21 protein-coding genes, 2 tRNA genes and 1 pseudogene are annotated in these 24,415 nt (G+C 38.9%); 9 read left to right on the top strand and 15 right to left on the bottom strand.

The features are described 5' to 3' along the window. Both H5975_RS03005 and yycF read right to left on the bottom strand, forming a co-directional pair. Positions 1-470: pseudogene (locus H5975_RS03005) on the bottom strand (cell wall metabolism sensor histidine kinase WalK); the annotation flags it as partial. A gap of 13 nt (positions 471-483) precedes the next feature. Beyond that, positions 484-1,188: a response regulator YycF gene (gene yycF / locus H5975_RS03000; protein WP_178660770.1), complete on the bottom strand. Its 705-nt coding sequence runs from the start codon at positions 1,186-1,188 to the stop codon at positions 484-486. A gap of 162 nt (positions 1,189-1,350) precedes the next feature. Between yycF and H5975_RS02995 the strand changes: the two genes are divergently transcribed. Both H5975_RS02995 and H5975_RS02990 read left to right on the top strand, forming a co-directional pair. Further along, positions 1,351-1,423 (top strand) — tRNA-Lys (locus H5975_RS02995). 117 nt (positions 1,424-1,540) lie between these two features. Next, a tRNA-Lys gene (locus tag H5975_RS02990) sits at positions 1,541-1,613 on the top strand. A gap of 99 nt (positions 1,614-1,712) precedes the next feature. Here the strand turns inward: H5975_RS02990 and H5975_RS02985 are convergent. The 13 genes from H5975_RS02985 to dnaA form a co-directional block, all read right to left on the bottom strand. Beyond that, complete coding sequence (locus H5975_RS02985) at positions 1,713-2,912, bottom strand: MDR family MFS transporter (RefSeq protein ID WP_204784825.1); 1,200 nt, start codon at positions 2,910-2,912, stop codon at positions 1,713-1,715. A 66-nt stretch (positions 2,913-2,978) separates the two neighbouring features. Then, positions 2,979-4,379: a replicative DNA helicase gene (gene dnaB / locus H5975_RS02980; protein ID WP_204784824.1), complete on the bottom strand. Its 1,401-nt coding sequence runs from the start codon at positions 4,377-4,379 to the stop codon at positions 2,979-2,981. Positions 4,380-4,404: 25 nt separating this feature from the next. Continuing rightward, positions 4,405-4,857, bottom strand: coding sequence for a 50S ribosomal protein L9 (gene rplI / locus H5975_RS02975; protein ID WP_204784823.1), 453 nt, complete (start codon positions 4,855-4,857; stop codon positions 4,405-4,407). 6 nt (positions 4,858-4,863) lie between these two features. After that, positions 4,864-6,882, bottom strand: coding sequence for a DHH family phosphoesterase (locus H5975_RS02970; protein ID WP_204784822.1), 2,019 nt, complete (start codon positions 6,880-6,882; stop codon positions 4,864-4,866). A 110-nt stretch (positions 6,883-6,992) separates the two neighbouring features. Continuing rightward, positions 6,993-7,229: a 30S ribosomal protein S18 gene (gene rpsR / locus H5975_RS02965; RefSeq protein ID WP_178662302.1), complete on the bottom strand. Its 237-nt coding sequence runs from the start codon at positions 7,227-7,229 to the stop codon at positions 6,993-6,995. Between the two features lie 29 nt (positions 7,230-7,258). After that, complete coding sequence (gene ssb / locus H5975_RS02960) at positions 7,259-7,897, bottom strand: single-stranded DNA-binding protein (RefSeq protein ID WP_204784821.1); 639 nt, start codon at positions 7,895-7,897, stop codon at positions 7,259-7,261. A 34-nt stretch (positions 7,898-7,931) separates the two neighbouring features. Continuing rightward, positions 7,932-8,225 carry a 30S ribosomal protein S6 gene (gene rpsF, locus H5975_RS02955; protein WP_178662298.1) on the bottom strand — a complete coding sequence of 98 codons (294 nt, stop codon included), beginning with the start codon at positions 8,223-8,225 and terminating at the stop codon, positions 7,932-7,934. A 187-nt stretch (positions 8,226-8,412) separates the two neighbouring features. Continuing rightward, positions 8,413-10,929 carry a DNA gyrase subunit A gene (gene gyrA / locus H5975_RS02950; protein ID WP_304133929.1) on the bottom strand — a complete coding sequence of 839 codons (2,517 nt, stop codon included), beginning with the start codon at positions 10,927-10,929 and terminating at the stop codon, positions 8,413-8,415. Positions 10,930-10,952: 23 nt separating this feature from the next. Next, positions 10,953-12,869 (bottom strand): DNA topoisomerase (ATP-hydrolyzing) subunit B, encoded by a 1,917-nt coding sequence (gene gyrB / locus H5975_RS02945; RefSeq protein WP_178662310.1) that lies wholly within the window; start codon positions 12,867-12,869, stop codon positions 10,953-10,955. 50 nt (positions 12,870-12,919) lie between these two features. Continuing rightward, the gene (gene recF / locus H5975_RS02940; protein ID WP_204784820.1) at positions 12,920-14,044 is read right to left on the bottom strand and encodes a DNA replication/repair protein RecF; all 1,125 of its coding nucleotides are present in this window, start codon (positions 14,042-14,044) and stop codon (positions 12,920-12,922) included. Between the two features lie 6 nt (positions 14,045-14,050). Continuing rightward, complete coding sequence (gene yaaA / locus H5975_RS02935; RefSeq protein ID WP_178662292.1) at positions 14,051-14,278, bottom strand: S4 domain-containing protein YaaA; 228 nt, start codon at positions 14,276-14,278, stop codon at positions 14,051-14,053. A gap of 328 nt (positions 14,279-14,606) precedes the next feature. After that, entirely contained in the window at positions 14,607-15,743 is a 1,137-nt protein-coding gene (gene dnaN / locus H5975_RS02930) for a DNA polymerase III subunit beta (RefSeq protein WP_178662290.1), read from the bottom strand. Positions 15,744-15,911: 168 nt separating this feature from the next. Further along, a complete protein-coding gene (gene dnaA / locus H5975_RS02925) occupies positions 15,912-17,237 on the bottom strand; it encodes a chromosomal replication initiator protein DnaA (RefSeq protein ID WP_204784819.1) in 1,326 nt (441 codons plus the stop codon). Between the two features lie 510 nt (positions 17,238-17,747). On the opposite strand from dnaA, the gene rpmH reads away from it, so the two are divergent. The 7 genes from rpmH (at position 17,748) to lepB (ending at position 24,228) form a co-directional block, all read left to right on the top strand. Continuing rightward, positions 17,748-17,882, top strand: coding sequence for a 50S ribosomal protein L34 (gene rpmH, locus H5975_RS02920; RefSeq protein ID WP_006917488.1), 135 nt, complete (start codon positions 17,748-17,750; stop codon positions 17,880-17,882). Positions 17,883-18,004: 122 nt separating this feature from the next. Beyond that, positions 18,005-18,349: a ribonuclease P protein component gene (gene rnpA, locus H5975_RS02915; RefSeq protein WP_178662286.1), complete on the top strand. Its 345-nt coding sequence runs from the start codon at positions 18,005-18,007 to the stop codon at positions 18,347-18,349. A gap of 12 nt (positions 18,350-18,361) precedes the next feature. Beyond that, entirely contained in the window at positions 18,362-19,195 is an 834-nt protein-coding gene (gene yidC / locus H5975_RS02910; protein WP_178662284.1) for a membrane protein insertase YidC, read from the top strand. Between the two features lie 66 nt (positions 19,196-19,261). Next, positions 19,262-20,041, top strand: coding sequence for a R3H domain-containing nucleic acid-binding protein (locus H5975_RS02905; RefSeq protein WP_204784818.1), 780 nt, complete (start codon positions 19,262-19,264; stop codon positions 20,039-20,041). 153 nt (positions 20,042-20,194) lie between these two features. Continuing rightward, the gene (gene mnmE / locus H5975_RS02900) at positions 20,195-21,583 is read left to right on the top strand and encodes a tRNA uridine-5-carboxymethylaminomethyl(34) synthesis GTPase MnmE (RefSeq protein ID WP_204784817.1); all 1,389 of its coding nucleotides are present in this window, start codon (positions 20,195-20,197) and stop codon (positions 21,581-21,583) included. A gap of 15 nt (positions 21,584-21,598) precedes the next feature. Further along, positions 21,599-23,536, top strand: coding sequence for a tRNA uridine-5-carboxymethylaminomethyl(34) synthesis enzyme MnmG (gene mnmG, locus H5975_RS02895; RefSeq protein ID WP_239459507.1), 1,938 nt, complete (start codon positions 21,599-21,601; stop codon positions 23,534-23,536). Between the two features lie 86 nt (positions 23,537-23,622). Further along, positions 23,623-24,228 carry a signal peptidase I gene (lepB, locus tag H5975_RS02890; protein ID WP_178662278.1) on the top strand — a complete coding sequence of 202 codons (606 nt, stop codon included), beginning with the start codon at positions 23,623-23,625 and terminating at the stop codon, positions 24,226-24,228. Positions 24,229-24,415: the final 187 nt, after the last annotated feature.

The following is a 24,415-nucleotide window of genomic DNA, read 5'->3' as shown; positions in this document are numbered from 1 at the left end:
GTATTGTTGTTGCTTAATAGAGGGACAACATTTACATAATAGCGATTATGATTACTATCATCATAAATATTTTTACTATGGGAGCGATTAGTTGATAGCACGTTTTTAACTGTATTATCAGTTGTTCGTTGGCCAACAATACTATGATTGTTACTATTACTACTGCCTCTAATAATCCCCTTACTATCAATTACCCGAATTTCTGAAATGTTATTATTGTTAACTTCGGTTAATATTTCACGAATTTGTCGGTTAGCTTTTTTAGTGTTTTTTCGTCCCACCTGATTAGCTAATGAATTATCAATATACGACGGCAATTCAATTTGCTGTTTAAAGTTAGAAATATTTTGGCGTTCCAATTGACGCACAAAAACCGCCCCAACAATCTCTAGCGTCAACATTAACATTAACGCAAAAACCAGGGCGATTTTAAAATGAATTGATTGGTAAAATTTTAGTTTGCTGTTCACAACTTATTTTCTCCTACTCCTGATTAGGATTTGCTAAGTAGTAACCAACCCCACGCCGAGTCACTAACCATTGTGGATGGCTAGGATTATCTTCAATCTTTTCTCTTAACCGACGCACAGTTACATCAACAGTTCGTACGTCACCGAAATAATCATAACCCCAAACCGTTTGTAATAATTGTTCTCGCTTAATTACTTGACCAATATGCTGTGCTAAGTAATGTAATAATTCAAATTCACGATGAGTCAAATTAATGTTTTCCCCGCGCTTAGTAACAGTATATGCATCGGGATGAATCGTTAAATCACCAATCTTTATATCATTATTTTCTGTCTCATTTGGTGCGCTGCCTGCATCTTGACGACGTAAGTTAGCCTTTACCCGAGCTACAAGTTCTCGATTGGAAAATGGCTTTGTAACATAGTCATCAGCTCCTAATTCAAGGCCTAATACCTTATCTAATTCAGAATCCTTAGCTGTTACCATGATAATTGGCGTATTATGTTTTGCTCGTACCCGTTTTGCAACTTCCAACCCATCAATTTTAGGCAACATTAAATCCAGAATGATCAAGTCTGGTTGATCACTTTCAACTTTTTCTAACCCTTCTTCACCATCAAAAGCAGTTACCACCTCGTAACCCTCTTTTTCTAGGTTAAATTTGATGATGTCTGAAATCGGCTTTTCATCATCAATTACCAAAACTTTATTGGCCATGTGAATTCCTCCAATTATAAACTTGTTAATTCAACAAACCTTATTTACTGCGTTTTTAGTACTTTCATATTATACCACTTAGATGAAAATTTAAAAAAACGTCAAAAAAAGCTTGTTAATTTTAATATAAAATGATAATATACTTATTGTGCTAATAATTATGGGCAGTTAGCTCAGCTGGCAGAGCAACGGACTCTTAATCCGTGGGTCCAGGGTTCGATCCCCTGACTGCCCATCAGAGGTTTACAGAGAGCGGAGATAATTTCTCCGTTCTCTTTTTTTATTCATTTCTTAAAAAAGTGCTTGCAAATGTGAATAAATATTTATATAATAGTACTCGTTGTTAAGACATGGGCAGTTAGCTCAGCTGGCAGAGCAACGGACTCTTAATCCGTGGGTCCAGGGTTCGATCCCCTGACTGCCCATCATTATAAAAAGACGATCATCAAATGATGATCGTCTTTTTTATTTATCTGTAACTAAGAAGATTAGCATGTAGTTGCCACTATTTGCAAAACCCTTAGCTAATACTTGGTAACATATTTCTTGTTCCGCTCTAAAACGAAACTCGTTAAAATTACCACCAATATCAGTGCTACAGCACATGTAATAAACAATGGTTTATAAGAAAATGCCTCAATGACAAGTCCACCAAGTGCTGGACCAACGGCTTTTCCAAAAGAGATAAACGCGTTTAATAAACCTTGATAACGTCCTTTTTCATCCTTAGGTGATAATTGATCAACCACTGCTGGAACTGTTGGAAACACTGTAACTTCTCCTAGAGTTAGTACTACCATTCCGATAACAAACCAAATGTATTGTTTTGCGAATAGTAGCACAATAAATGATAATGTAATACCACAAATTCCAACATAGATTTTTCCATAATCATTTTTAATGTATTGATTAACGATATTCATCAATGGCTGAAGAATAACTACCATCATTCCATTAACCGTCCATAAGAGACTATATAAAGTCATAGAAATATTATGATTCGTTACATAGACTGACATATTACTGGACCACTGTGAGTAGGTAATCCAAATTACCACCAATGCCATAAATAACGTCCAAATAATCTGTAGATTAGGCATTGGCAACTTTGTTCTTTGCTGGTTTTGCATTTCATCAGCGTTAATTGCCTCATCATTTCGCCGCTCAACATGAACTCGATAAAACTTATAGACAATCCCCATAAAAAGCAAATACAATAATCCAGTTAGTAAGAACAACGGACCAACTTGATTATGAGAATACTGGTATAAGGGGCCAACTGCACTCGTTGCAAATACCATCCCTAAATTATTAGAGAAGTAAATCATATTAAATACAAATCGCCCATCGTGACCTTGAACCATTGTTCCGTAAGAATTATGGAGAGTTACTAGCCAACCATTAAAGAACCCTACAAGAGTTAACATGATTGGATAAATCGGCCAGCCACTCCGCCAAACTAAAATGAACATTGTGGCAATTGCACCAACTAATCCTTCTAACATAAGGGTCCTTGGATTATAGCGGTCAAATAGAATTCCTGCAATATAGCTACCAACAACGTTTGCTCCAGAATAGCAAAGAATTACTAACCCAGCAATTGTTAAAGATTGGTGAAGCTGGTCGTGAATATAGACCGTCGTTAGTGGCCACACAAAACTATTTCCAAAATTAACTAGGAAGACCCCAAATAATAGCCAGTGGAGTTTGATTCCCTTCTTCATTACTTTATTCTCCCTTAATTATTAGCTAACTTGAAAGAGGCTGGGAAATACCCAGCCTCTTTTGAATTACGCTTGATCATCATGCTGATAATCGATTGAAGCAAATTTATTATATGTTTTATTAAAGAGTAATTTCACAGTTCCTCGTGGACCACTCCGGTTTTTATCAATAATAACTTCAACTTCACTCAGACTCGGTGTATCATCTTGTGAATTTTGTTGCTGATTTGTTTCTTGATTATCATCATTTTGTTCACGCTCATAGTAATCATCACGATACAAGAAGCTAACAATGTCGGCATCCTGTTCAATTGATCCAGATTCCCGAATGTCAGATAATACTGGTCGTTTATCTTGTCGTTGTTCAACACCACGAGATAATTGTGACAGAGCAATTACAGGACATTGTAGCTCCTTAGCTAATTTTTTCAGTTGTCGTGAAATTTCAGAAACTTCTTGCTGACGGTTTTCTGAATTACCGCCCTCAATTAGCTGGAGGTAATCAATGACAATCAACCCTAAATTACCAGTCCGCTTTGCTAATCTTCGACATTTAGCACGAATTTCGGGTACTCGAATGCCCGGCGTATCATCAATATAGATGTCAGCGTCGTTCAATGTACTTGCTGCCACCCACAGACTACGCCATTCGTCTTGCGTTAATTCTCCTGTCCGCAAGTGATTAGCGTTAATACTACCCTCTGCACATAACATCCGATTAACTAACGATTCAGCCCCCATTTCAAGGCTGAAGATTGCAACAGAAGTATTATTTTTGATGGCTACGTTTTGGGCAATATTAAGTGCAAAAGCAGTCTTCCCCATTGCAGGACGTGCTGCTAGTATTACCAATTCATCAGGATGAAGTCCCGTAGTCATTTTATCGAGTTGCGGATATCCTGTCGCAATCCCTGTTACATCTGACTCTTGACGAGACAGATCAAAAATTTTGTTAACTGAAGAATCTAACAGATCACCAATTTTTTTCAGGTCTGTGTTGTTGTTACTTTCAGCAACCCCTAAAATAGAACGCTCAGCATCATCTAGTAAATCTGTGAGGTCTTCATCATCATTGTAACTTTTGCTAACAATTTGCGTTGCAGTATCAATCAGTTTCCGCGCTATTGATTTCTCTTTAACAATCTTGGCATAGTAAGCTACATCAGCAGCGGTAGGAACTGCTCCTGCCAGTTTAGCAAGATATTCCACGCCACCAACGTTTTCAGTTTGATGTTCTCGATCTAACTCATTCTTTAATGAGACAATATCAATGGGAACATCCTGATCATTTAATTTGATCATTGCAGCAAACAGGATCTGGTGAGCACGGGTATAGAAGTCATCGGACTTCACGTACTCCATCGCTTCGACAATCGCATCCTTGGCCAAGAAAGCTGCACCGAGCACCGCTTGTTCAGCTTCAAGATTGCGCGGTGGTGTTCGATTTATTTCTGGTGCATTATCCACGATGACCCTCCCTACTTTTTAAATTTTATTTTTCTGCAATGTGAACCCGCATACTTGCTTCAACGTTGCGGTGAAGCTTAACCTTTACAGTCACATAACCTAAGGCCTTAATTGGCGCAGCTAGTTCTAACTTGCGTTTATCCAGCTTAATATTGTATTGGTCTTGTAAAGCCTTAGCGATTTGTTTACTAGAAATTGAACCAAACATCCGCCCATCAGTGCCGGCCTTTCCTTTCATTTCTAATACCATATCATCGCTTTCCAAAGCATTCTTAAGCTTCTTTGCCTCAGCTAGTTCTTCGGCTTCATGCTTTTCTTTAGAACGTTCTTGTCCCTTTACTTCACTAAGAGCCGCCTTAGTAGCCGCCTTAGCCTTACCACGAGGAATTAAAAAGTTTTGGGCGTAACCATCTGGAACGTTTTTTACTTCGCCACGCTTGCCACGTCCCTTAACATCTTCAATAAATACAACTTTCATTCTAAATCACTCCTCTGTTTCTTCTGTGTCATCTTTGGACTGAAGAATATCTAATAATTGCTGCTTTACTTCGTCTATTGAATGACCCTTGATTTGTGTTGCAGCATTACCAAGGTGACCACCGCCACCCATTTTTTCCATGATAATTTGAACATTATAGTCACCAACTGAACGTGCAGAGATTCCAATTGTATCACTTGAACGTCGAGTAATTACAAATGAAGCACTAACCCCTTCAACTTGCAATAACATATCGGCCGCCTGAGCCGCGGTTACTATGTCGTAAATTTTATCATCTGGTCCAACACATAATGCTATTTTATCATCGACAAACTTTGTATTGGCGATTAAATGGTTACGTTCCATAAAATCATCAACATTTTCTTTCATAAAGTACTGAATTAACTGTCCATCAGCACCGGCTGAACGTAGATAACTTGCTGCATCAAAAGTTCGTGTGCCTGAATTTTGTATAAAATTCTTAGTGTCGACTTCAATCCCTGTCAGCATTGCTGTTGCTTCAATTTTGTTTAGTCCCTTACCTTCTCGTGGCTGATATTCAAACATTTCTGTAATCAACTCACAAGTTGATGAAGCGTATGGTTCAATATATACCAACAATGGATTTTCAGGAAATTCTTCTCCCCGCCGGTGATGGTCGATAATTACTGTCCGATTTGTTAGCCGTTCATAAAGCTTAGGAGCCATCGAAAGACTAACCTTAGAATGATCAACCATTACCAGTAAACTCTTATCTGTTGCTTTATCAAGGGCTTCTTCTGGAGAAATAATGCAATCTTCAATGCTTTGATAATCTTTGAACTGGAATAATAGCTTTGCAACATCTGAATGGAGCCGTTCTTGATCTAAAACAATCCAGCATTTCTTGTCATTCATTTCCGCAATTCTGCGAATACCTAAGCAAGCACCCATCGAGTCCATATCAGGATTGGTATGTCCAACAACAAAGATTTGATCTGCTTGATTCATTAATTCTTGGAAAGCATGACTCATCACACGTGCTCGTACTCGAGTCCGCTTTTCCATTGGGTTAGTTTTTCCACCAAAGAAGCGCGCTTGCTCGTCCTCAGCTCTAACGACCACTTGATCACCACCACGTCCTAAGGCAAGGTCAAGATTACGCTGCGCTGTATCAGCTAATTTAATAAAATCAGTCTGCCCATATGAAATCCCAACACTTAAAGTAACTGGTGAATTCATTTTAGACGTATTCTCGCGAATAGTATCTAAGATTTTAAACTTTCGCTCTTCTAGTTTATGTAAATCAATCTCATGACCCAAGAGGAGATAATTATCATCATCAATTACCTTAAGCAGGAGATTAAATTTATCAGCCCAATCACTCAATTCAGAAGTAACATAATTATGCAAATTCGAAACGTCTGAGTCACTCATTCCCTGTGTTAATTCAACGTAATTATCTAGATAAATATTTCCCAGGAAAAGCCGTTCATTAATATACCGTTGGTTGATTTCTTCATATTTCGTTATATCCATTAGGTAGATGTTATTAAACCGTTTTTGATAACGAAATTCAAATTGGCGGTCTCGCCATGTAACCACAGCTGGTTGAGAATCATCACGATGCTCCTCTACAATCTTGGCTAATTCAGGAACACTGTTCTCTAATTTATCACCAACAACTATGTCATCACCAAAATATTTAACCATATATGGGTTAGCCCAGCGAACAACATCTTTTGAGTTCATAATAATGATCCCAATTGGCATTTCTAATAGGGCTTCTTGTTGGCTATTTTGGACTTCATACGTGAGGTCACTAAGATATTGTTCAGTTTCACCTGCCAGGTGTTGTAATTGCGACAAGCTCATTACAAGGCCGATAATCCCTAATAACAATAGGATAATTCCTACTGCCCAGTTTACTAAGAACGCCACAACAACTGCAATTACCGTTGTTGCCAGTAAGTAAATGGTATTCCAGCGAAGCCATCGATTTTTAAAGACTTTGGCAATTGTATTTTGACCAAACCAAAATCGCATTGTTTCTCACCTCCCAGTATTGACATTAACACTACTATCTTATCACAACCCGGTCATAACATTGTACTAAAAAAGAGATATGAGCTTATCACTCATATCTCTTTATTTAATTAGTCTTCAGCAACAAATGGTAGAAGACCCATGATCCGTGCACGCTTGATTGCGATAGTTAAGCGGCGTTGGTTCTTAGCACTAGTTCCAGTTACCCGACGTGGTAAGATCTTACCACGTTCAGAAATGAACCGGCGTAATAAATCAGTGTCTTTGTAATCAATGTAGTCAATGTGGTTTGCGGCGATGAAGTCGACCTTGCGACGACGACGACCACCACGACGTTGTTGTGCCATGAAATTACCTCCCCGTTATTGTAGATTATTTAGAACGGTACATCATCAATTGATGGTTGATCACCATCGTTATCTGATGAGTTGTCCTTATCTTTATTATTGTTAGTGCTCATTGCACTATTATCATCGATGTTAATCCCGTTATCATTTGAAGAATCTTCATTGTTAAATGGTAACGTGCTCAAATCAACCTGGTTATCTTGATTAAAGACTGGTTGATTATTGTTTGCGGCTGGTTGAGAAGGATTTTGATTGCCGAAATTACCACCGTTGTTGTTATTATTAAAGGCATTGTTTTGGTTAAAGTTTTGATTATTGTTAAAACCACCATTATTGCCTTGATTACTTGAACGAGGTTCAAGTAATGCAAAGTTATCAACGGTAACTTCAGTCACATAAACCCGTTGACCTTGGTTATTTTCGTAATTTCGAGTAGATAGACGGCCATCAATACCGACTAATGAACCCTTATGAGTGAAATTAGCGAAATTTTCGGCAGACTTCCGCCAAATAACACAGTTAATGAAATCTGCGTCCCGATCACCATTTTGATTTCTAAATTGGCGATCAACAGCTACTGTAAAACTACAAACAGCTGTTCCGCTACCGGTGTACCGCAATTCCGGATCTCTAGTTAACCGTCCAGTTAATACTACACGATTTAACATCGGACATCACTCCTCTCAAATAATTTCGTTAAGACTATCCACGCTTAACGATCATGTGACGTAAAATGTCGTCGCTGAACTTGGATAAACGATCGAATTCGTTTAATGGTTGATCAGTGTCAGTAGTTACGTTAACCACGTGGTAAGTACCTTCAGTGTACTTATCAATTGGGTAAGCGAAACGACGAGTTGACCAATCCTTTGAGTCAACAACAGTTGCACCATTGTCTGAAAGAACCTTGTCAAAGCGTTCTACTAATTCACTCTTTGCTGATTCATCGATATCAGGACGAATGATGTAAGTAATTTCATATTTGCGTGTTTCCATGAATGTTACACCTCCTTATGGACTCTGGCCCCTTCTCCTCATGAGAAAGAACAAGGAGAGTAGACGTTCTAAAACGTATACTCACAGATTAAAATATTACCATAGTTCAAGTTAAATAACAAGCTATAAGCAAAAAGATCTGAAATTGCGGTCTAGTTATTAAAGACGCATTTTCAGATCTTTTATATTAATTATTTTCGCTTTCTGGTTTAGCTACCGTTGTCTCTTCGTCATTAGTTGATTGGTCATCATCGGATCCATCGTCCTCTTTTGCAACGCGAGTCATCGTAGCTACTTTGGATCCATCACTAAGCTTAATTAAATGAACACCAATTGTAGCACGACTAGTCTCAGAAACCGTTTCAACACCGAATCGAATAATTACCCCTTCAGTTGTGACTAACATGATGTCCTCATCACCTTGGACTGTTGTTAAACCAGCTAAAGGACCGTTCTTCTTAGTAACATTTACGGTTTTAATTCCTTTGCCGCCACGGCCTTTAATCGGGTACTCGCTTGCTGGTGTTTGCTTTCCGAATCCTTTTTCACTAATAACCAGTACTTTGCTATCCGCCGTTAATTGACCAGCACCAATGACAAAGTCACCTTCACGTAGCCGAACACCACGGACACCAGCAGCAGCACGTCCCATAGAACGAACTGCATCAGCACTAAAGCTGACCGCATAACCTTCATGAGTACCGATAATCATGTTTTGATCATGATCAATAATCTCAACAGCAATTAATTCGTCACCGTCATGTAAATTAATGGCCTTAAGTCCGTTACTACGAATGTTTCTAAATTCTTCAACAGATGTCCGCTTAACAATTCCTTGTTTGGTAACAAAGAATAAATCTCTGTCCGCATCTTCATCCGCTGTATGAGAAACATTAATCACTGCATTAATCTTTTCCTTAGCATTAATACCTAACAGATTAATAATTGGAATTCCTTGTGCAGCCCGGCCATATTCAGGAATTTCGTACCCTTTCATAGAGAACACTTTTCCGGAATTGGTGAAGAACAACAGCATGTCATGAGTTGAACTAGAAATTAAATGTTCAATGAAATCATCACTATGAACACCCATTCCTTTAACTCCACGACCACCACGGTTTTGCGACTTAAATTCATCTACTGGCAGTCTCTTAATATAACCATTATGAGTTAAAGTTACTACAATATCTTGTTCTTCAATTAGGTCTTCATCTTCCAAGTTAGTAATGTCACCAACTTGTAATTCTGTTCTCCGTGGATCACCAAATTTACGTTGAATTTCTTTTAATTCATCATAAATGATTTCTTGGATTCGCTCACGGTGAGCAAGAATATCTTTGTAATCAGCGATGGCTTCCATTAATTTCTTATATTCGGCTTCGATCTTTTCGCGTTCCAAACCGGTCAAACGAACTAGCCGCATATCAAGAATTGCTTGTGCTTGACGATCACTTAAACCATAGTTGCTCATTAATTCGCTTTTAGCAACTTCACTCGTTTGTGATTGACGAATAATCTTGATAATTTCATTAATATGGTCAAGCGCGATCCGCAAACCTTCGACAATATGCGCCCGACTTTGAGCCTTCTTTAATTCAAATTCTGTCCGACGCCGAACAACATTCTCTTGATGTTCGAGATAGTACTGTAGAATTTCCTTCAAGCTTAAAATCTTTGGAGCACCATTAACAATGGCTAACATATTAAAGTTAAAGGTCGTTTGCATTAGTGTCATCTTGTATAAATTATTTAAGATAACTTCAGCACTGGCATCACGCCGGACATCAATTACAATCCGCATTCCTTCACGGTCAGTTTCATCGTTAACATCCGTAATTCCATCGATTTCTTTTTCACGAGCCAATTCAGCAATTCGTTCAATTAATTTGGCTTTGTTAACCATATATGGAATTTCATGAACAATGATTTGCTGGCGACCGGTCTTTGTTTCCTCAATATCAACTTTTGCACGAACAACAATTGTTCCTTTACCAGTTTCGTAAGCTTTCCGAATTCCGGATTTCCCTAGTACAACCCCACCGGTTGGAAAATCAGGTCCTGGTAATACTTTCATCAGGTCTTCAGTTGTAGCATCGGGGTTCTTCATCAATACATGGATTGCACTGATGACTTCACCCAAATTATGAGTTGGAATATTAGTTGCCATCCCAACAGCAATCCCAGAAGCCCCATTGACTAGTAAGTTAGGAAAACGTGCAGGTAAGACCGTTGGTTCCTTCTCAGTTCCGTCATAATTATCCTGGAAATCAACGGTATCTTTATTGATGTCCCGTAACATTTCCACAGTAATCTTGCTCATTCGAGCTTCTGTATAACGCATGGCGGCAGCACCGTCACCATCGACAGAACCGAAGTTACCGTGGCCATCAACTAACATGTAGCGATAGCTAAAGTCCTGAGCCATCCGAACTAACCCTTCATAAATTGAAGAATCACCATGCGGGTGGAACTTCCCCATTACATCCCCAACAATTCTGGCGGACTTCTTGTAAGGCTTGTCAGGTGTTACCCCTAATTCATTCATTCCATATAAAATCCGTCTTTGAACAGGCTTTAACCCGTCACGTACATCAGGTAATGCACGTGAAACGATTACACTCATTGCATAGTCCAAAAACGAATTTCGCATTTGGCTAGTCAGTTTGACATCCGTAATGCGATTTGACATTTCATCTTCAGCCACTCGTCTCTTGCTCCTTCTTCAAATTACAGGTCTAAGTTCTTAACAAAGGTGGCGTTCTTTTCAATAAATTCACGCCGTGGTCCTACTTTGGTTCCCATTAACATTGGGAAAATTTGATCCGCTGCTGCTGCATCATCTAAATCAACCCGAAGCAGATGACGATGTTCAGGATCCATAGTTGTTTCCCATAATTGTTCAGCATCCATTTCACCAAGACCCTTGTAACGTTGAATAACGGGTTTGGGACTTGGTTGCAGTGAATTAACAACCCGTTCAAGTTCTTCGTCTGATTCGATGTATTTAACAAATTTTCCTTGGCGAACTTGATACAGCGGTGGTTGTGCGATATATACATATCCCTTTTCAATCATTGGACGCATAAACCGGTAGAACAACGTTAGAAGTAAAGTCCGAATATGTGCACCATCGACATCGGCATCGGTCATAATAATAAGCTTATGATAGTTAGCCTTAGAGACATCGAAGTCTTCACCAAAGCCCGTTCCCAATGCAGTAAATAGGGAACGAATTTCGTCGTTTGCTAGTACCCGGTTTAGACTAGCTTTTTCAACATTTAGAATTTTCCCACGAATTGGCAAAATTGCCTGAGTTAATCGTGAACGACCCTGCTTAGCTGAACCACCAGCGGAGTCACCCTCGACGATAAATAATTCTGAAATGCTTGGGTCTTTACTGGTGTTATCAGCAAGTTTACCAGGCAAGTTACTGATTTCTAGACCGCTCTTTTTACGGGTTACTTCACGGGCCCGTTTTGCGGCTACCCGTGCTTTAGATGCCAGCATCCCTTTTTCAACAATCTTCTTTGCTGTATCTGGATGTTCCATCATAAACCGGGTCATTGTTTCACTAAAAATCCGGTCTGTTGCAGTCCGAGCGTCAGAATTGCTCAATTTGGTCTTAGTTTGACCTTCGAATTGTGGGTTAGGGTGCTTAATTGAAACGACCGCAGTTAAACCTTCACGTACATCATCACCAGAAAGGGTACTGTTATTTCCCTTTAGTTGACCGCTCTTACGTCCATAATCATTAATCACCCGTGTTAAGGCAGTCTTAAATCCGGTTTCATGGCTACCACCTTCATAAGTGTGAATATTATTGGTGAACGTCAACAAGTTACACCGGTAACCACTGGTATATTGCAAAGACACTTCAACAGTAATGCCCTTGTATTCACCTTCAACATAAATTGGTGGATCAAACAACAATTCATGCCCCTTGTTTAGATATTCAACATAATGCCGAATTCCCCCTTCATAGTGGAATTCTTGTCGATTATCTTCATCATTGCGTTTATCCTCGATGGTAATCCGCAATCCCTTATTCAAGAAGGCTAGTTCACGAATCCGATCCGTTAATGTTTTGATATTGTAAACCGTGGTCTCACGGAAGATATCCGGATCTGGTTTGAAGTGGACAGTCGTTCCATGTTCCACTTCAGGAAGTCCTTCTTTAATGACTTTCATCGGTGTTTTTACATGACCACCATTAAAGTCCATGTAGTATTGCTTGCCTTGTCGAGTAACTCGTACATCTAATTCAGTAGAAAGAGCATTAACTACAGAGGCACCAACACCGTGGAGTCCACCAGAAACCTTGTAACCGCCATTGCCAAACTTACCACCAGCGTGAAGAACCGTAAAAACAGTTTCCAAAGCTGGTTTCCCAGTTTCCTTTTGGATGTCAACAGGAATACCACGACCATTGTCGGTGACGGTAATACTGTTGTCCTTTTCTACAACAACGTTAATTTCATCAGCAAATCCCGCTAAAGCTTCATCGATTCCGTTATCAACGATTTCCCATACTAGGTGGTGTAATCCTTGCGCGGTTGTCGAGCCAATATACATCCCAGGTCGTTTACGTACAGCTTCTAGTCCCTTTAAAACCTGAATTTGGCTTGCATCGTACTTACTTCCCAGCTCAGCCTTTTCTTCGGCTTGTTCTGCTTGCGCTTCACGTTCTTTATCGCTCACGTTGTTTCCTCCTTTGTCAATGTTCCACCATCAATTTGGAAAATTGTTGGTTGTTTTATCAATTGTCGAGCAACCCCACTTAAACTTGTTGTAGTTAAAAATGTCTGTACTTTGTCTTGAATCGCCGTTAACAAATGCGTTTGACGATCATCATCAAGTTCTGACAGCACATCATCTAGTAGTAATAAGGGGTACTCACCTGTTTGCTCTTTCATTAAATCAATTTCAGCTAATTTAACTGCTAAAGCAGTCGTTCGCTGCTGGCCTTGTGATCCAAAATGCTGCACATTTTGGCCGTTCACAATAAAGTGAATGTCATCGCGTTGAGGTCCCGCCATCGTAGTGCCTAACGTAATTTCACGATCAATATTGTCATCATATAATTTCCGTAACTGTTTTTGTAAATCTTCAACTGGCGTTTGATCGTCAATCGTCAATTGGGTTACATATTTCAACTGTAACTGTTCTTTTTGCAGTGAAATATGTTCATGAAGTTTTTGAGCCCATTGTTCTAACTGTTTTAGTAACTTAAAACGCGCCATTACTATTGCTGCCCCATACTGAGCTAACTGATCAGAAATGACACCCAATAAAATCCGATCTGTTTGTTCACCAGACCGGAGATGCTTGAGATACTGATTGCGTTGTTGGAGCAATGAATGGTAATGACTAACGTTATACAGATATGCGCTACTCATCTGTCCAAATTCCATATTCATGAATTGCCGTCGTACTTGCGGTGCTCCTTTAACTAGCGCAAGGTCTTCGGGAGCAAATAAGACCACATTCAAATTACCAACATAAGATGACAAACGACTCTGATAAAGATGGTTTACCTTTACCCGTTTCCCACCTTGGGAAATTTGAATTTCTAGAGGTACTTTTTCAACTTTTTTTTGAACTTTTCCAGACAAAAAAGCCTGCTTCTGCTCCCATTGAATCAGTTCACGATCCTTTGAAGTGCGGTGGCTTTTTGTTAATGCCAAAACATGGATAGCCTCTAGCAGATTAGTCTTACCCTGTGCATTTTCCCCAATTAATATATTAATTCCAGGTGAAAATGTTACTTGTAAATAATCATAATTACGGAAGTTTTTCAGGTGCAGTTCCTGAAGAATCATCTGCGATCACTGCTTACTTTCAATTTTAACCGTTTCGATACCAACAATTTCAACTTCATCGTTAGGGCGGATTTTTTTGCCCCGGCGATTATCAAGTTCTCCATTAATTTTGACCTGATGTTCCCTCAAAAACCACTTTGCAGCACCTCCAGTTGGGATGATGCCTTCTTCTTTCAAAAGCTGGCCTAAGGTAATAAAGTCGCTATCTATTTGAAAAACTTTACTATTTTGCACTCTACTCACCTACTTTACTATACGTTAATATTATAGTCTTTTATCACTCCAAAAACAAATATAAACGTCATATCAAGCCATTTTAGCGAATTTATAGTGAGCGAATGTTTTTTATCAAAAAAGGGGTAAAATTGCTGAGATTCGTTTTTGAGTGATAATAGCTCAACTCTTCGTTTTCTAATTTCAGTTTACAGATATACTAACTGCTTTTCTTTGTATAGAAATAGGGCCTAGCAATCGGCTAAACGGTTGCTGGGCCCTCGTTATTGCATGTAAGAAGTATGAATACGAAGCCATAATCAACTTCTATCACGCTTTAATTCTATGCTTAGAATGTCCGAACTGGTGTAATTAACTGTACAAAGTTTTCTTGGTCTTCAGTTGGAACAAGTGTAAATGGTCGTAATGGCGAAGTAAATGAAATTAAAACAGTCGTTTGACCAAAAGACTTCAACGCATCACTCATGTAATCAGGATTAAAGGAAATTTCTAATTTAGCACCTTCGATTTTATCAGCGCTAATGTTTTCCTCAACGTTACCAACATCAGCAGAATCACCACTGATATTGGCGACATTATTATCAGGATCAATCGTCAATTTAACAACATTATTATGACCTTGGTGCGAAAGTAGTGATGCACGATCAATGGCAGCTAAAAATTTACCAGCATCTAATTCAATGGTTGTGTCCGCAGTTTCAGGAATTAACCGGCTTGTTTCTGGATACATTCCTTCAAGTAATCGGGAGTAGAATAATGCATTTCCAAATTGGAATAAAACTTGGTTTTCTGCAATTTGAACTTGTACATCATCTTTTACATCTGCAATCATCCGTGCTAACTCTGTCATGCTGTTTCCAGGAATGACAACATCGTACGTTTGATCGCCAGTTGGCAAAGCAACTTTGCGTTGTGCTAGACGGTGACTATCCGTTGCAACTGCCGTTAATTGATTATCTGCAAATTTTACATGGATACCAGTAAGAATAGGTCGACTTTCTTGCTTAGATACTGCAATTCTAGTTTGTTCAATCACATCACGTAGTAAATCTGCTGGAACTGCGATCGTGGCAGCATTTTCGATTTCTGGTAAGTGTGGATAATTATTTGCATCTTGCCCATTGATCTTAAATTCTGCATTACCTGAAGAAATTTTAGCTTGAAAACCATCACGAATTTCAATTGTTACTTCTTTATCAGGTAATTTTTTAACAATTTCACTAAAGAAACGAGCAGGTAGCACAATAGCACCTGGTTCTTCAATTGTTAATGCAGTTTCTCCATTAGTTACGGATAAAGTGGTTTGAATTGTAATATCTGCGTTACTTCCTGTTAAAACAACTTGGTTATCTTCAACAACAATTTTAATTCCTGTCAAAATAGGAATTGTTGTTTTAGAAGAAATTGCTCGTAACACATTGTTTAATTCATTAATAAATGAAACACGATTAATTGTAAATTTCATTCGAGGAAGCTCCTTTATTATATATATTTAATTAATATAAACTTAGTAGTAGTAATAGGCCCTGTGGAAATTGTGGAAAAGTAACTAGACAATAAGCGAACTTTGACTTTTCCACATGTGGATAACTTGTGGATTACTTTGGGATATCTTTTTAGTTATCCACAACCATTATGGACGTAAATCTTTCTTTAATGAATTAATTTCATTTTGTAGTTCAGAATCTGTATCTAGTTGCTTTTCAATTTTATCAATGGCATGAAGAACGGTAGTATGGTCTTTTCCGCCAAATTCTTTACCAATTCGTGGTAAGGAGTTGTCCGTCAATTCACGTGAAAGATACATCGCAATTTGACGTGGCACAACAATATTTTTGACCCGTTTTTTCCCTGTAATATCGCTTTGATTAATATTGAAATGAGCTGCAACTTTCTTTTGAATCAGATCAATTGAAAGGGTTGCAGGTGCGTCATTCCCAATTCCTTGGAGTGCTTCACGGGCAACACTTTCATTAATGGAGGTTTTATGAAGGTCTGCAAAAACGCGGACTCTCATGAGTGCTCCTTCCAATTCTCGAACGTTGGTATTGATTTTAGATGCAATGTAAGAAAACACTTCATTTGGAATATCCTGAATGTTTTCTTCCTCAGCTTTCCGGTTTAAAATCGCGATTCGAGTTTCTAAGTCAGGGGCAGTAATTTCAACAGTTAATCCCCAGACAAATCGAGAAACTAGCCGGTCAGTTAGATTTGGGATTTCTTTTGGATTTTGATCAGCGGTTAAAACAATCTGCTTGTTATTATCATGCAGACTATTAAAAGTATTGAAGAATTCCAATTGTGTCCCATTTTTTTCGCTAAAGAATTGTACATCATCTACTAATAGCGCATCTAAATCCCGATATTCTTGGCGGAATTGCTCCTGGGTCCCGCTCTTAATGGAATTAATATAATCGTTCATAAAGTTCTCACTAGTGACGTATTTGATCTTGGCGTCCGGATTATGAACCAGCATATTGTTTGCAATAGCTTGCATTAGGTGAGTTTTACCAAGGCCAACATCACCATAAATCAGTAGCGGGTTATATAACCCCCCAGGCTGTTCGGATGCGGCAAAGGCTGACGCATATGCAAATTGATTAGTACGTCCTTCAACAAAGTTTTCAAATGTATACTCTGGATTTAAAGGAGTCTGCGTTTTATAAGTAGGCTTATCAGAATTGTGCCCCTCATTTTTGACATTAATTAAATCCTTCGTAAGGACATAACGGGGTTCAATCTCTTCCCCCGTTTGTTCATGCCAGATGTGTTTCAATTGAACATTCAAACTCTTCTGCCACCAGCCTAAATGGTAGTCCGTTGGGACAACAACTGTTAATTGATGGTTTTGAAGAGAGTACGCTTTTGCCGGAGCAACGACGTTTTCGTAAGTCGGTGGAGTAATCGACTTTTTAAACTCGTTTTGGACCGTTTCCCAGAGAGAATCGAGCTCAGTCAAAATAATTCCTCCTCGAAGATAAATTGTGGATAAATAAAAACCAAAAGTAATTCTATCATTAGTTTTTATAGTTTTCCACAGGGTGTCAAAAAAAAATGCACAATTTACACAACGCTGTGTGGAAATAACTCACAGGGGTGTGAATTTGTGGAAATATCCACAGAAATCACAAACTATCCACAGGATTTTGTGGATATCTACAGGCTTAAATTAGATAATAACAGTAATTCACAGGGTTATCCACAATCCTGTGGATAACCTTATGTACAGGGGTGTGGATTTCAAAAATAAGGTGCAAATCACTGTGGATTCATGAAAAAATGGAGAATAAAAAAACAACGCTGTGGATTATTTGGATAAAATTGTGGATAACTAAAAAATTTAATCAGTGAGATTCCCCTTTATCACGCTGAAAAAGTATGATATACTTTGACAGTATGTTTAAAGAGATTGTCCAATTATGGACGTTAAACAAGAACAATTATTAATTGCTGGGAGGTGCAATAACTTATGAAGCGCACATTTCAACCTAAGAAGCGTCACCGTGCTCGTGTACACGGCTTCCGCGCTCGGATGAGCACTAGCAACGGTCGCAAGGTATTGGCCCGTCGTCGTCAAAAGGGTCGTAAAGTATTATCTGCATAAAAAGTCTGCTGATGCGGCTTTTTCTCAGTAGGGGGCAGGGCCATACACTTTGCTGCAATTCTAATTATTGTAGTTTTGTTATGATCCTGCCGCCTTTTTTATTACTGTGGAGTTAAGTAATTATGAGAAAATCTTTTCGAGTAAAAAAAGAAAGTGAATTTCAACGGGTTTTTGAAACACATAATTCCGTTGCTAATCATAAATTTGTTATCTATCAAATGGAAAAACCTGGACAACCACATTTCCGGGTTGGAATTTCAGTGGGAAAGAAAATTGGTAATGCTGTCCACCGAAATTGGTTAAAACGGCGGATTCGTCAAACGCTACTGGAAGTCAAACCACAATTAAAGTCTAATGTTGATTTTTTGGTAATTGCACGACCAGCTGCTGATGGGATGACGATGGCTGATACCAAGAAAAATTTAGTGCATGCGCTTAAGCTAGCCCACCTATTAGAAGAGGATTAAGAGAGGTACGAGATGAAAAAGCATCCTAAAAAGGTCCTGAGCTTATTAGGAATTATGAGTTTAACCTTGTTTTTAGCTGCATGTTCCAATAAGCCGATTACAAGTCATAGTACTGGTATTTGGGATCACTACATTATTTATAACTGTTCACGTTTCATCATTTGGTTGTCTAATCACTTTGGCGGTTACGGAATGGGGATCATTATCTTTACGATCATCATTCGAATCATTATTTTGCCATTGATGTATTACCAGACTAAGTCAATGATGCGGATGCAAGAGTTAGCACCTGAATTGAAGAAACTTCAGCAAAAGTACTCTTCACGTGATCGTGAAACGATGCAAAAGCTACAAGTTGAACAACAAAAGTTATACAAAGAAGCAGGTGTTAATCCATTTGCGTCAATGTTGCCATTAATTGTTCAATTGCCAGTTATGTGGGCTTTGTACCAAGCAATTTGGCGGACTAGTACATTGCGTCATGGGTCATTCTTGTGGTTGCAATTAGGTCATCCTGACCCTTACTACGTTTTACCAATCTTAGCAGCACTCTTTACCTTTATTAGCTCATGGCTTTCAATGGCTTCGATGCCAGAAAAGAATTCCATGTCGACTGCAATGACCTGGTTCATGCCAATTATGATTTTCTTCATGGCATTAGGATTCTCATCCGCAATTACCCTTTACTGGGTAGTTACAAACGCCTTCCAGGTATTACAGACGCTGTTATTGCAAAACCCATTCAAAATTAAACGTGAACGGGAAGCTAAACAACGGGCTGAACGTCAACGTAAGAACAAGATTGCCCATGCAAAACGGAATGCATTAAAGAGCAAGCGTAAATAAGGAATTGCCACTAGCCAAACAACCACTAGGTAGTTATGGTTGGTGGTATTTTTTTGAGGTGAAATCATGACAATCTTTATTGGTAAGGACAAAGAAACTGCTTTGCAAAAGGCAACGAAATATTTTGCTGTCGGTCGTGAACAATTACAAATTAAAGAATTACAAACAGCACGGCGAGGTTTTTTAGGAATTGGCAAACGCCCTGCTAAATTGGAAGTGACACTTAAAAGTAAGCAAGTTCAGAAGAAACAAAAACAAGCAGAAAAATCTGTTACCAATTCTCCATCTCCAAAGCCTGCCGTAGTTGATCAACCGGTACAGCAAGAACTAACTGCTGAAGAGCAAGCCCAACAACAAATGGCTGAAAACCATCAGCGCAATCTCAACATTATGAAGAAAGCGGTTGGGGGATTGCAGCAATACTTAAATGATATTTACCAACAATTAGGGATAGAGATTCGTCCAGAAATTCGTATCATTCGGGCTCATTATTGTGAAGTTGACCTCGTTGCGGAAAATACGGGTCAGGTTGTCGGTTATCATGGACGACGAATTAATGCAGTAGAACAGTTAGGGGCGGCCTATTTAAATTATCATGGAATTCGGGACGTTGATTTAATGCTTGATTCAGATCATTACCGTGATAAGCGACGAACAACATTAAACAAGATTATGGAAAGAAGTATTACTCAAGTAATTGCAAGTAATCAGGCGGTCTTTTTAGACCCCATGCCCGCACGAGAACGTAAGTATCTCCATAAACTAGCTGAAAAAGAGCATCGGGTACGAACTTATTCTCATGGCCGAGAACCATTCCGCAGCATTGTTATTGCTCCACAGAATTAGTTCATAAGTTGACAATCTTGAATCGTGAATTTAAAATAACGGTGATAATTAAATAGAACTTGTTAGAGTAGTGAAAGTGCTTTGACCATCTTCAACGGGAACGTTGCGGCTGGAAAGGCACTTTTTTTATTAAAGAAGAAAGGATGGGACACATTGGCTAATTCTGAATTTGACACCATTACTGCCATTTCAACTCCAGTGGGTGAAGGTGGAATTTCAATTATTCGAGTGAGTGGTGAAGAAGCGATTCCAGTCGTTAAAAAAATTTTTAAGGGCAAAGACTTGGCAAATGTACCAACTCATACCATTAATTATGGTCATATTATTGATCCCCAGACAGGTGATGAAGTAGATGAAGTGATGGTTTCTGTAATGCGGGCACCTAAAACATATACCAAAGAGGATGTAGTTGAAATCAACTGTCATGGTGGTTTATTAGCAACTAACCGAATTTTGCAATTAACAATTGGTGCTGGAGCACGAATGGCTGAACCTGGTGAATTTACTAAACGTGCTTTTCTAAATGGACGTCTAGACTTGTCGCAAGCAGAAGCCGTCATGGATCTGATTCGGGCGAAGACTGATAAGTCAATGAAGGTCGCTTTAAACCAATTAGATGGTGATTTATCTCATTTGATTAAACATCTTCGTAAGGATATCTTGGATGTTCTCGCTCAAGTTGAAGTTAATATTGACTATCCTGAATATGATGCGGTTGAAGAGATGACCAGTAAAATGTTACGGGAAAAGGCAATTGAGATTCGTCAACGCATTGAAGGCCTTCTAAAAACTGCTAAACAAGGCAAAGTTTTGCGTGATGGTTTAGCAACAGCCATAATTGGTCGGCCTAATGTTGGAAAATCAAGCTTATTAAATTCGCTATTACATGAAGATAAGGCGATTGTAACTAATGTTGCCGGAACGACGCGTGACGTGATTGAAGAATATGTTAATGTCAACGATGTTCCACTGAAATTAATTGATACGGCAGGAATTCGGCATACAAATGATACAGTTGAGAAGATTGGGGTAGAACGGAGTCGTCAAGCAATTGATACGGCTGATTTGATTTTATTGCTAATTGATAGTTCCCAGTCATTAACTGATGAAGATCAAGAATTAATTCAACAGACGGCGAATAAGCCACGAATTGTAATTTTAAACAAGACGGACTTGCCAACAAAAGTTGATGAACAGGAATTGGCTAAGCTGATTGACGGTGATCCTGTTATTAAAGCATCAATGACTAAACATGAGGGAATTAATGAACTTTCCTCAGCAATCAGTCATTTGTTCTTTGATAAGGGAATTGAGAGTAGCCAAAATAATGTGATGGTAACTAATGCGCGTCATATTGGACTTCTTCGGCAAGCTGATGCTGCATTAGGTGACGTCTTAAAGGGCCTTGATGATGGAATGCCGGTTGATTTAGTTCAAATTGATATGACCCATGCATGGGATCTTTTAGGGGAAATTACTGGTGATAGTTATCAAGACGAATTACTTGATCAACTCTTCAGTCAATTCTGTTTAGGAAAATAGTAATAGGAGATAAATATGAAAACAGGAGAAGCAATTCAATATGATGGCGGTAATTATGACGTTATTGTCGTAGGTGCCGGTCACGCAGGCTCAGAAGCAGCATTGGCCGCTGCTCGAATGGGCAATAAAACGTTGTTAATTACCATTAGTTTGGAAATGGTGGCTTTTATGCCATGTAATCCTTCATTAGGTGGTCCGGCTAAGGGAATCGTAGTTCGTGAGATTGATGCCCTTGGTGGTGAAATGGGTCATAACATTGATAAGACCTACATTCAAATGCGGATGCTTAATACAGGAAAAGGTCCTGCTGTTCGAGCATTACGTGCGCAAGCCGATAAGCATGCATATCATCGTCAAATGAAGTTAACTTTGGAAAAAGAACCAAACCTTACTCTACGCCAAGGAACTGTTGACGATTTAATTGTTGAAGATGGTGTTTGCAAAGGTGTAATCACAAACACTGGTGCCAAGTATGGTGCAAAGACTGTTGTTCTAACTGTTGGAACTGCTGCACGTGGCAAGATTATTATTGGTGAACTTCAGTATGAATCTGGTCCAAATAACTCAAAGAGCGCAACCAAGCTTTCCGAATGTCTGGAACGGCTTGGGTTTGATTTGGAGCGTTTTAAGACTGGGACACCTCCACGAATTAACGGAAACACCATTCATTATGATGAAACTGAAGAGCAACCGGGCGATAAGGAACCTAATCACTTCAGCTTTGATACACCAGATAGTCAATATTTAGCACTCTCTGACCAGATTTCTTGCTGGTTAACTTACACTAATCCACATACTCATGATTTGATTCGTGCTAATTTGGATCGTGCGCCAATGTTTTCTGGAGTAATTAAGGGGGTTGGTCCACGATACTGTCCTTCAATCGAAGACAAAATTGTGCGGTTTGCTGACAAGGATCGTCACCAATTGTTCTTGGAACCTGAAGGCCGAGACACTGATGAATATTACGTAGATGGTTTATCAACTTCTATGCCAGAAGAAATTCAACAAAAGATGCTTCACTCTGTTAAGGGGTTAGAAGATGCAGAATTGATGCGTCCTGGATATGCTATCGAATATGATGTTGTTTCACCATATCAATTACATCCTACTTTAGAGACTAAGAAAATTAAGAATCTTTACACAGCTGGTCAAACCAATGGTACTTCTGGTTACGAAGAAGCTGCTGGTCAAGGCTTAATTGCTGGGATCAACGCTGGACGGCGCGCACTTGGCAAATCGCCATTTGTTTTAAAACGGTCTGATGCTTACATTGGTGTTATGATTGATGACTTAGTTACTAAAGGAACTAAGGAACCATATCGGTTATTAACAAGTCGGGCTGAATATCGTTTGATTTTACGTCATGATAATGCCGATTTCCGGTTAATGGAAAAGGGACATGAGATTGGTTTAGTTAGCGATGAACGTTTGGCTAAGATGGAAGCTAAAAAGCAAGCAGTTGCTAATGAAATTAAGCGTTTAGAGAGCATTCGAATTAAGCCGAAGTCACCTGCAGATGATTTCATTCAGGAACATGGTGATAATCCACTTAAGGATTCGTTAACTGCTGCGGCACTCCTACGGCGACCATACGTTACCTATCAAAAGTTGCTTGAATTCATTCCTGCTCCAGAAAATCAATTGAATCGTCAAGAATCAGAACAAGTAGAAATTCAATTGAAGTACGCTGGCTACATCAAGAAGGAAGAGGTTAAGGTTGACCGCTTGAAGCGGATGGAAGCCAAGAAGATTCCAGCAGATATTGATTATGAAGCAATCGAAGGCTTAGCAACGGAAGGTCGGCAAAAGCTAGAAAAGATCCGTCCAGAAACGTTAGCTCAAGCTTCTCGAATTAGTGGTGTTAACCCCGCTGATTTAGCAATTTTAAGTGTTTATATTCAACAAGGGCGCATTGCTAAAATTCATTCCAACACAGATTCAGAAAAATAATTAAAGAAGCGGTAATAATAGTGGATATTTCATTTTAAAATGTACTATTATTAAGCTGAATAATTATGTGATTCGGGGATGGAAAAATGAAGACATTACGTCAAATTTTAAGTTGGATTATTCCAATTGCAATTGGATTAATTCTGGCACTTTTAATTCGTAGTTTTTTGTTTCAAAACGTACGGGTAGATGGACCTTCGATGTTGCCGAACTTGGTAAATAATGAACGGGTTTTCAGTTTTAAACAGTCAAAGATTCACCGGGGAAGTGTCATTGTTTTCAATGCCGATGGAGTTGATCCACAGGTATCAACCAAGACTGACTATGTTAAGCGGGTCATTGCTCTTCCTGGTGACACTGTTAAATCCCAAAACGGGAATTTATATGTAAATGGTAAGAAAGCAAATCAAAGCTATATTAATATGGATCAGCGGAAAGCTGGTACAGGGAACTGGACTTTGAAGAGTATTTCTAAGCAAAATAATTGGGTGAAGAATTCAGGAGCCACCAAAGTTCCAAAGGGTGAATATTTTGTACTAGGAGATAACCGAACCGTATCAAACGATAGTCGTTACTGGGGATTTGTTCCTCGTAATAAAGTTGATGGGGTCGTTAAAGTTGGATTCTGGTCCAAAAACAAGAACCACAAGCAAAATGTAAACCAATTCTGGAAACATTATTTTGCTAATTAGTATAGAAAAGTGCATTACAACGGTGGGGGCCTAACGTTTGTAAAACGAACGCTAGGCCCCTATTGTTGCTCAAAATAAATGGTTCTTTGTCAATCGGTACTGATAATAAAATTTACAGTTCAAGCAGTCATTTTGCTTGGGCTGTTTTTTGTTTTGCAATTAGAACTAACTGTTAAGTGAGAGTTTT

Source organism: Limosilactobacillus coleohominis, from assembly GCF_016901675.1.
GTDB classification, from domain to species: domain Bacteria; phylum Bacillota; class Bacilli; order Lactobacillales; family Lactobacillaceae; genus Limosilactobacillus; species Limosilactobacillus intestinavium.
This window is presented reverse-complemented; position numbering and strand designations above follow the sequence as displayed.